Below are 9,858 nucleotides of genomic sequence, written 5' to 3' on the forward strand. Positions count from 1 at the left end.
TGGTCGCTTGTTTGCCATGGTATTCCTCCGTTTTCCTAAACATAGCGGAGGACCACTCCAGTGGGGGAGGATCAAAACCACGCAAGCGCGTCTCAGGCTTCACACACGCGGATCACATCAAATCCATGGGCGCAGCGGTTTCAGCATGGGTCGAGGATGTTGTTGGCTAGAGGGCGGCGCGCGCATCGCCTCTGCAGGGCCTGATTGGTCCTACTGCAGCACGCTGCCCGAACTTAACATAATGGCGCTTACACGCATGCGCGCCGACCATACGAATCCTAGCGTCATTGCCACTCAATGCTTCGGATTTCTTTTTTGTTTTATTCCTTAGAACCTCCAATAGGCCAGAAGTACTTCGTTGCCGAAAAATCCCAATTCTGACCCAACGGTGCCCGCATTCGATATTCCCGGCAAAGTAGCAATGGCTGCCTCAACTCACCATAAACGAAAGACCATAGTCGTCTTGACCGGAAGGAGTAACATGCCAACTCGAAATACTATCAAATAGTTCTTCGTCAGAAATTACAGAAAAGTGAGCGTGCCGCTCATGCGGATTGCTGCCAGAATACGGACGCCATTCCCACGCCTCAAAATCACCAATTGGGTAAGATGAACAAACCTTAGAGTTGTAAATGATGTACTTGACCCTTTTGTCGCGACTATTCGCGATTGCACGTGTTACGACATGCATATCGCAACCGTTTTGGGGATCATGGGTGCAGTCAAACGCCGCTACCACGCCCACACCATCTACAAGAATGTTTGGGCAATGATCCGAAGAACCCGGGCAGTGATTTGTATCGCCAATGAAGCCATCGCTGCTTTTGCTTCTCGCAGGAAACAGACCATCCAACTGCTGCCTTAGTATCTTCAGCGAGTGTGCCGGCCGCCAACTTCTGAGTTCAAAGTCACGATTAACGTCTGACTCCTCATGTGTTTCTTCAAACGCTGTTGTATCGTCGAGTCCGTCCTGCGGATCGAAGTCGTCAACTACAAGCCCACTCCACGCATCAGAGGCTTCAATCAAGTAATGGCTGCCAGCGAAATCAGCAGTGCCAAAAGCCGGCAGTGCTATCGATGATGGGACGGTCTTTCTTTCAGAGACTATGAAGTTATTGCCGACCTCACTTGGTTCACGAAGAGCAAAGCCGTTCAGAACACTTCCGCCATCATATCGGACTAATGGTTCCTTTTCGATGGAGTACTCAGTAAAAAGTTTTTCAGTTAGAAAGTCCGTGGTGACAAGCCGAATGTTCGATCCACTCGGGTCAATTGATACCCAACTTTCAAAATTGCTTTCAAAGGCCGCATGAATGTAGCCCTCTAGCACCCGACGGGTTTGGCGCAAGTTCGTTGAGTGAGCGGTGATCTCGTCATATATATCTTGATATGATAGATTGCTCTCCAATGACATCACTAAGGACAAACCAGACATATTGGCTATAGTATCGCCTTCTAGGAGATGCTCATAATCTCCCCAGCCTTCTTGAATTCGCGCAGATGTTTTCTCGGCAGTTAGCTCGTCTAAATCAATAGTCACCCTCAGTAGAAAGCGAGGAAAGGGCAACGTGTTCACAATCGACGATTCGTCGACGTGGTTTTCGCCCAACTCGAATGCAAGCTTTAGGTCACTGTCGATGAAATCAATCGGTATTGGGAGTAAGCGATCAGCGCCAAGTAGCGACTTTGCGTGTTCTAGAACTTCCGGATCGGGCGAGAAATCGATTTCGCCGTGGATTACTTCATACTTGTCTCCGATGTGGCTTATAGACAGCTCGCCCCATCTGGCTGAAACTCCATAATAGTAGAGCTTCGAATCATCCGCTTCAGGAAATAAGGTGATGCCGTCGATGTTTGCACTTCGGTTAATAATTGGATTGGCCATTATCGCTTCTCCGTTTTGGTGCGTACCAATTTGAAGGGGATACCCGCTAGATCTTCTTCCAACGAATTCAACTGTGGAAGTTTTCAAAGTCGAGTAGACTGTATGCACCTTCGCCCGAGTAGAACACTCCGCCGTCATCGAAACCACTGAAGTAGTCGTCCGGAACGTCACCGACATACGCTGCTATTCCAAGTGGCTTGACTTCGTAGTCGTTTTCCTTGCCTTCCCACACACTTGTTACATTTTCTTCGGTCTTTTGGTAGTTAACACTCACACAAAGAGCGGAGCCTGAGGGGTGCCCAGGCATCGGCCCATGCTTCAGCTGTGGCTTAAACAATCTGCCAGCAATCTTGGAAGCCATAGTATAGATCAGCTCTTTCTGCTGAGGTGTCCCACCGGTGGTTTCAATCTTGAGAACTTCGTTCTGGATTAGCTTCTGAGTTTCGTAGGATAAATTGGCACTTACGAACCAGTACTTCACGCTAACTTGAGATTTGAAATGTTCGTGGATTCGGTGCCAATTTGCCGTGATTTTCCACTCGAATTCCGTCTTCTTCGTCCTTACCGCGAAGTTGATTTGCCCTGCCCACGCATTTGCAGTGTTCTGAAAGAAATCCTTCATATCGTTGGCGATACCTTCATCCACCGTAAATGACGCAGCCAAGTCTGTATAAAGGTTTACCCCTTTAGTCTGACATTGTAGATTCTGATATATGCCTGTTGTCAAAGGGTTGAGAGAAGGATGTTCAGCATCAGGAGAGATCGGCGCTAATTTTGCGTCAGATCCGTAGTTTTGCTTTAAGTTATCTAGCATCTGATTGAATACGTCAGACGCGATAACGCCGTTCACGCCGAAGTTGAAAACCGCGAATCCGTCATTGGGATTATTTTCATCTCTTTTAAAGAGTTGCGCTCCGAAATTCAGCCTGCCATCAGGTCGGGAAGACAAAGCAGCGAATTGAGGCGCATAGTAGAACAGTGTCGGATCATCTGAGTCCCGATAGGCCGTCATGAAGTTATTTGTTCCAACTGAATCATACAGCAGAATGGTCATTGGCTTTCTCCTTTGTCATTGTCTTACGCTTGAGACCGAAAGGTCCCGAAGTTTCACTCCACTCGTAACGTAGGTTTCCGTTCCTGGCTGATCATTGAAGCGCATAGGAATGACGATTTCGCCTACCAATCCAGCATCAGTTCGAAGAAGAGCGTTAAAGTCGTCAAAGAGGTTTCTGTCTTTGATCAGCACAATCAGTAGAACTGGGTTGTTCGTTACTGCATTGGCTGCGGGCACTACCGAATACTCTATCCCCCCGAATTCGAGAGCGTCTGTGAGCGGTCGAAAGGTAGCCCCGTTCAAAGGGTAGTGTGTTAAGTTTCCAAACCGACCACGATTGATCAATTGCAAGGCTTCCGCCGAAGCCGCTTCGCTGTACGATAGCGGAAAAACCAGAGCGGCTGAAAATGGTTGGGAATTTATGATCCCAGTTGCATTCGTCAGACCTCTAGACCTTCGACCAATATCAAATTCGGTCGCTACGAAGTAGCTCGTGGAGCCAGGTGACTGGCTGAAGATAGACAAATTGCTTGATGAATAGATGGGTGATCTGCCTACACCGGGTTCAATTTCATCAACCAAGTCGTCACCATGTACGATCTGAAAGACTCCGACCTGCGGACTGCATCCCGCAAGCGACAACGTCGCTAAAACGACGATCAATGACACTTGAATGCTAGCCCTGAACGCCATTTCAATTACTCCATCAGTTATCCTTCGATATCTGAGTGTAGGCGCTATTGTGTCGAAGCAGCCGTGAGTTAATCGTGAATAAGGGGAGCGAGATGAGATAGCTTAGACAAAGTGACCGAACCACGAAGATAGAACTCGTTGGCGTGGCTTCAGGACGCAGAAGCAAGAAGCGTTAGGTGCGGCGGCCTAAAGTTTGATTTTGGGGATCTGTAGTGATGGGATACCCCATACCACTGGTCAATTAGATTACCAGAAATGATCCTGGCCTTGATTCCAAAGTCGACACTGCTTGCATTGACGGTTGTTTTGCCCTGCATTGAACCCGAAAATGCGAGCTCATACGGAGCGCTCAAATGGGCGCGGCCGGGCCATTCCAAGTCCACCTCTCAAGACGAATTCAGTGGAACAGTTTTACGGGGCTAGGGCACAGCGCAGACATCAGCGAGCGCATTGGCTCGGTATTACTTCCGGCATCTTCGCCGTAGCGCTCTACACTTTTTGCAGCTTTCAAACTTTGCGCTCGGTTTGCCGCATGGTCTGCTTTGCTAGCTCGGGATGCGGTTTGATCAATCCGTTTTCGTATCGTACCCGTTCTTCCCGAACTCTACGGTTGCCAGCACGTTCTGGAATTTGCGAGTCAGGCCTGAGAACCGGCCTTGCCTTCCGGTCCGGATTTTCAACGTCATGTATGGTGTCATCCTTTAGGAAATTTCTGGCATTAAATGTAGAGTATCGCGCAGGCTCGAGGCTCTCCAGCTCATCTGCGAGGCATCTCGCAACCTGTGGTACGGCGACGCTTGTTCCGCCCATGGCCACCTGCCCGCCGTTGCGCGTTGTCGTAGCATGGATTCCGGTCAATACCCTTGACGTGTCCGATGGGGCAAGAAAGTGGGGCGCGCTGCGTTCCCTGTCGTTGCCAGCTGCACTATAGACGGCAGTCCTGTCGCTGTCCCAGAGTGCGCCGCCAATCGTCAAAAGCGGATTGTCTTCGCCAGCCGGATTGGTAGCGATGCCGGATACTGTTCCATCTCGCTTGACGATACTAGCAGGTTGCCCTTCGTCCGTGACAACGACATCGCCAATCTCATCAAAGCGATTGTTTTCATAGATGGTGTCGTCAAAATAGGCTTGCCTGCCACGCTCGCCAAAGCCCCCGACCGCCTCGTCGCGCTGAATCCAGGCTTGAATCTCACCACGACCTTCCTCATGACCCCGGCACACAACACTCCATATCCCGTGTGGACACGGCGGTTGATCAGCACTCAGACAACTGCTTGGACCAATCGCAAGTACTACCCTCCAGAAGGGCGTGCCATCCTCTTCTTCGGGAGGTTGGTGTGGCCGTCTGGCTGATGGCGGTTTCTCGTTTGGTCGGTCGATCGAAAACCTCACAACGACCGAACCCGCTTCAAACCCAGCACTTCCATCAAGTTTCGGTTCCGCAAGAACAAAGTCATTGCAGAGAGAAACCTCGTTTGTGTACGGGCCCGAAACACTAATTTCAAAGGACTTTGGAGCCCCATGAGGAGGTGTAACAGTGACTTCGATGCTCCTCGTTTTCGCGCTGAACCAAATCTCGACGAAACTCGGGCTCCGATCCTCAGGTTGTATACGCAGGTCGAATTCCAATGTTGGCGCCTGGTCTGGTTCGGGCCCTGATCCAACTGCGTGTGTGCGGGTCAGGTGACCGTTGCCAGCCGGCAAAACGAGCTCAGCAGGAGCGCTAATTCCAGGATGCTTTGAGCTAGCAATCTCCGCGCTCTTTCGCCGATAGGTCTCGGCCTGTTTGCGCAGCGCCCGCTCGACAATATGGGCTCCGTTTCTGGGACCACCTCCAAAACCGTAGCTGAAATTCAGCACCACCGGAATGGGTACCTCATAGTGCTCGCTCATCTGTAAGGCGCGCAAAAAGATATAGTCTGCAGCAGCTATGATGGATGCCATCAGCGAAGCCCCCGACGTATCTTGTGAAGCAAATGTGGGTAGCTGGACCGCAACTATTCTTCGATGAAACGCATCTGCCTCATCCGGGTCATAACCTGCTGCGAGATCAGAAACGTGGGTTCCATGAGAACCACGAAGCCTGAGCGACGTGGGAAGATAAGGCCGGTCTTCCGTCGCGATCAGGTCCAACTCGCGCATTAGAGCGTCGTCATCATTTGGATGATCCTGGATAGCCAGCGTCGTTGCAAGGCCAGGAACTTCCAAACCAAAAGGAACGCTGCTTGGATTGTTCCAGGGTGCATCGTGGATCCATGCAAAATCCACACGCGACCTGTTGTGTTGGTCTCGAAACCTGCGGTGACCAAAATTGATCGCGTCATCAATGAGGCCAACAATGACCAGTTTTTCGGGCTCAGCAACCTCAGGGAGAAAACGAAGGTTTCCGAACCCTTTTACGGAACCCGACGAAATCTCGTCACCTGCGCTCGACGCGCGTATAGGCAGGCGACCAAGAAATACATCCTCGATTGGGTCGCTTTGCGGAGACTCTCTTGGCACGAACGGTGGGTCAGTGAAGTTAAAATCTTTTGCTAACACAACGATGTCTTGATTTCGTTCGACTACGATCAGAGCAAAATTGAAATCTTTCTCGTCTACTTTGGGGATCTCGTTGGTGAAGGCGAACTGCGCACCATACGTCGAAATCCACTGGGAGTAAGCGTCGACCACCCGCACTCTGCCCGTGATGTCCGGATCTCCTTGCGTGGCAGGTGGGATGGTGACTTCGTCTTCGGTCAGGAAGGTTACCGGATCTGGAAACCACTCTCGGGACTTTGCCATGATCGCCTCCGTTACCGCTTTTTCCATTCGAGGACGGACTTGTCCCACAGGAATTTCAACGGGGCGCTCGTCAATCCAGGTGAAGCTGGTATGGGATCTCCCAGATCGGTGACTATCCCGTCGTGTTCTGGAGCGCGAACGAGAGGGTCAGCGTTGGCGGTGAGGTAATTCTCCGTTCTGAAGTCGACCGCAACCAGATCACCCGCTACGCCGGCCGGCGGCGTTGCCACTTCCGTACCATCAAAGCTGACAGGATACAGGCATCCCGTTCCCGTCGCTCGCGCAACCAAATACTGACCAATTAGCAACCCGAGCATTGCGCCCGCCATCGAGTCTGCTGGAAAATGGACACCAGCCACTGTTCGATTGATCGCAATGCGGGCTGCCTGACGCATTAGTTGATCGACGTAGAGATCGGTGACATTCCCGCCACGGCCGCCGTCACCGCGTTCGACTTCCATCAGTCGCGCCAGAACAACGGCCATTGCAAAGGCCTCGGTCGCATGTCCGCTGGGCAAAGTGCCATGACCGGGAGTTGGTATCACGGGCTGCACCTGAGGCGAGAAGGCATCCGGGCGATGGCAGGCCAGTGCTTGCTTAACTGCAAGAACAATGTGCGTTGCGAATACCTGCGTTATGCCAAGAAGCTCATGAGTGAATTCCTTTCGCCCAGGATGAAGATCTGCGATCGCGGTCATATAGGGAACGGGATAACCGGCCTGCGACAAGATCTCAGGCAATCTGTCCGCTCTCAGATCGGCGTAGTCTCGTACCAGTTCGAGCTGAGCCACAAATTCGTCATGCCCCGGTCGAATGAATGCGGCAAGTCTTTGCGCCGTGATCTCAAAAGTATCAGGCATGGCAGTTACGTCGCATGGACGGTTGAAGTGGTAAAATGCCACTTCTGGGGTGCAGCCAGTGGGACTGAAGGCTACTCCGCTGTTGGCCAGCAGATCCTGCAGCACCACCATCGTGCGCACCATTTGAGACCAGTCTTCAAGATTCGCAGGTTCATTGAGGCCCCGCTCTCTTGGGTTCAGTGTTGCTCCGGCCCATTGTCCAACAATTCCGTCCCTTGCGAGCAACAGACCCGCAGCCGTAGTGCCGTCATAGTTTCCGGCGGCGGTAGCATTGCCAGACATCGCAGTCATGGCGGTCGACCCGCTCATTGCCGTCATCGCTGTCATGGCGGTCATCGCCGTCATTGCAGTCCCGGTAGCTTGAGTTGACATGAATTCTTCCCCCCGAAAGTTAGATTTATTGTACAGGCACACCTGCTTCTTTTAGGGCATCGGCCCATTTACGTGTCATTGGACGGTCGCCCGCAGGATGGTTCCTGAGATAGCCTTCTATGGTCAGGCCAGGTTCAAGACGGGTAAGCAATTTCGCCGCCGTTGCGGCTTCGTCACATCGCCCCATCAAGGCAAGGGCAATAACTTTCACCCGATGAGAAGATGTATGGCGCGGATTCGCAGCAATTGACTTTTCGGCCAGATCGAGCGCTCCCACATAGTCTTCACAGATCGACAATGCGCTGGCCCGGATGATGTCAAAGAAGTAGCCGTAAGGATCGATGGGCGACAACTCGCAAGCCCGCTCTGCGAAACGCAAGGCCAACTCGCCGTTCCCGTCGAACATGTGCAGCCGCGAGTACATCAGCCAGGCCAATGAATTGTTTGGGTCGATCTCCACTGCCCAATCAAACTGCGCCTCTACCTTTGACAAATTTGCCAGATCACTTGAGCGGATCATGCCGTCAAACGTCAGCGACAAAGGGCATCGAGGGTTACAATCGAGAGCCCGCTTCGTACTGTCGATAGCGTTTCGGCTGTCCAGTTGAGGGTTGGTACTCCACCCTTGCGCAATTGAGAGAACGTACCATTTTCCAAGCCAGGCATGCAGTTCTGAATTGGCCGGAGTGCGCGAAATGAGTTCTTCCAGATGGCTTCTTGCACGAGCAAATTCAGCGAGCCGATGCTGATGCATGTTGGAAACGGCTGACATGAGCAGTACGTGGCTTTCCACGTCACCAGGCGCCCGGCCGCGGGCCATCTCTACTGAGGCCGAGAGTATGCCATGCCCAATCTGAGAACACAGATCGAGCAGGTCACCAGAGTTACTAAGCAGATCGGCCAGCCGCCCGGAAATCTGTCGCGTCCACTCGATGTGGCCGTTCGCCGTCTGAACCAAATCTGCGTCGATCATGTAGCGGTCGCCGTGCAGTCCAACGGTTCCGTAGACCACATAGTCGACTTCAAGCGCTTCGCGAATTTGAGAGATGTCCAGAAGGGTCCCATCCACGCGCCTGCTGGAGAGGTGCGATATGACTCGAATCAAACGGGAGCGCGACAATGAGCGGGAAACCTCCTGAGCGACCAGGTCACTCAGATGCTGCTCCTCTCGTGCCAGGTGACGAGTGGCAAACGGTACGATTGCGATCTTCGGCGCTATTCGGCTATGCGGAGCCTGGGAAGACAGCGAAAAGTCGTTGTTCAGCAACTTGCGTTTCTGATTTACCCACTGAGTAAATCCTTCTTCCGGAATATTGATCCCTTCCGCAAATTCACCATCCAAATGGTTTCCAATCAGTTCAAACGTGTTTGGCGAAAGCTGAATTTCGGCGTTGGTAGTTTTGAAGATGCGGTCAAAGTCATCCCCGAAGACTTTGCGGATGTCAGAAAGAGAACGTCGAAGGCTCGCACGTCCGTGTTCTTCGCCGGCCCTGCGCCAAAGCGTATCCTGAATCCAGCTCCGAGTATGAGTTCCGTTTGGCGCCGTCGCCAACAGAGCAATAAGGGCCCTGTGCTTCGCACCTCGGACATCGACGACCTGACCGGTATCCCATCGGCAAGAAAAGCTGCCGTAAAGTCTGATCTGAAGCTTCCTAATAGCCAAATCCGCACCATCAAAAACAAAAGTTGCCGTCAAATAATGATGACAATAGCAGAGATTGATAGATCACTCACATTTTATTCACGCGACCAACACAGCCGGCAATGAGCATATTGGTCTCAAAACTGGGACCCAAAATTTCGAATACTGGAGACTTCACGTGAACAATTCAAACGAGCCCGCCGGCAGTATCCGGGACCTCAGCGAGTTCTGTGAATTGTGGCCGGAGCTCCGGGAAACTGTTCTGCGGCACATTGAGAGCGATACGCTGATGGATCGAGAGCTTGTGGCTACCCTTAGGTGGTTGTGCTTGTTGTCGGACCGGATTTGCGCTCAGGCGTCGGATTTCGAACTCTGAGCTCTTTAATGGACTGCGGCGGTCTAACACTCCAACTCAAAAATTAGTTTGGTGACCGGCGTTGATAACAAAGAATGAAACAATTCCCGCTACCAACCGTACGGGTCAGGAGGCGGTGATCAGCCCCACCTGAGTGGTCCAATTTGATTGTTAGTGCATGATTGGCGTTTGGTCCATCTGGACGATGGTTTC

Annotated in this window: 6 protein-coding genes; all 6 read right to left on the bottom strand. The window is 52.0% G+C overall.

Annotated elements, in window-relative coordinates; all coding sequences use genetic code 11:
• Positions 1 to 430: 430 nt before the first annotated feature.
• Positions 431 to 1,885 (bottom strand): hypothetical protein, encoded by a 1,455-nt coding sequence (locus Q1A53_RS22975; protein ID WP_299971630.1) that lies wholly within the window; start codon positions 1,883 to 1,885, stop codon positions 431 to 433.
• A gap of 67 nt (positions 1,886 to 1,952) precedes the next feature.
• Positions 1,953 to 2,939, bottom strand: coding sequence for a hypothetical protein (locus tag Q1A53_RS22980; protein ID WP_299971632.1), 987 nt, complete (start codon positions 2,937 to 2,939; stop codon positions 1,953 to 1,955).
• A gap of 15 nt (positions 2,940 to 2,954) precedes the next feature.
• Positions 2,955 to 3,608: a hypothetical protein gene (locus Q1A53_RS22985; RefSeq protein ID WP_299971634.1), complete on the bottom strand. Its 654-nt coding sequence runs from the start codon at positions 3,606 to 3,608 to the stop codon at positions 2,955 to 2,957.
• Between the two features lie 531 nt (positions 3,609 to 4,139).
• Positions 4,140 to 6,443 carry a hypothetical protein gene (locus Q1A53_RS22990; protein WP_299971637.1) on the bottom strand — a complete coding sequence of 768 codons (2,304 nt, stop codon included), beginning with the start codon at positions 6,441 to 6,443 and terminating at the stop codon, positions 4,140 to 4,142.
• Positions 6,428 to 7,612, bottom strand: coding sequence for a phosphatase PAP2 family protein (locus Q1A53_RS22995; protein ID WP_299971640.1), 1,185 nt, complete (start codon positions 7,610 to 7,612; stop codon positions 6,428 to 6,430). The genes Q1A53_RS22990 and Q1A53_RS22995 overlap by 16 nt, the downstream gene beginning before the upstream one ends.
• Before the next feature lie 61 nt (positions 7,613 to 7,673).
• A complete protein-coding gene (locus Q1A53_RS23000; RefSeq protein ID WP_299971643.1) occupies positions 7,674 to 9,344 on the bottom strand; it encodes a hypothetical protein in 1,671 nt (556 codons plus the stop codon).
• Between the last annotated feature and the right edge of the window lie 514 nt (positions 9,345 to 9,858).

Origin of the sequence: uncultured Roseobacter sp. (assembly GCF_947496515.1) — a bacterium.
In the GTDB taxonomy this organism is placed as follows: domain Bacteria; phylum Pseudomonadota; class Alphaproteobacteria; order Rhodobacterales; family Rhodobacteraceae; genus Roseobacter.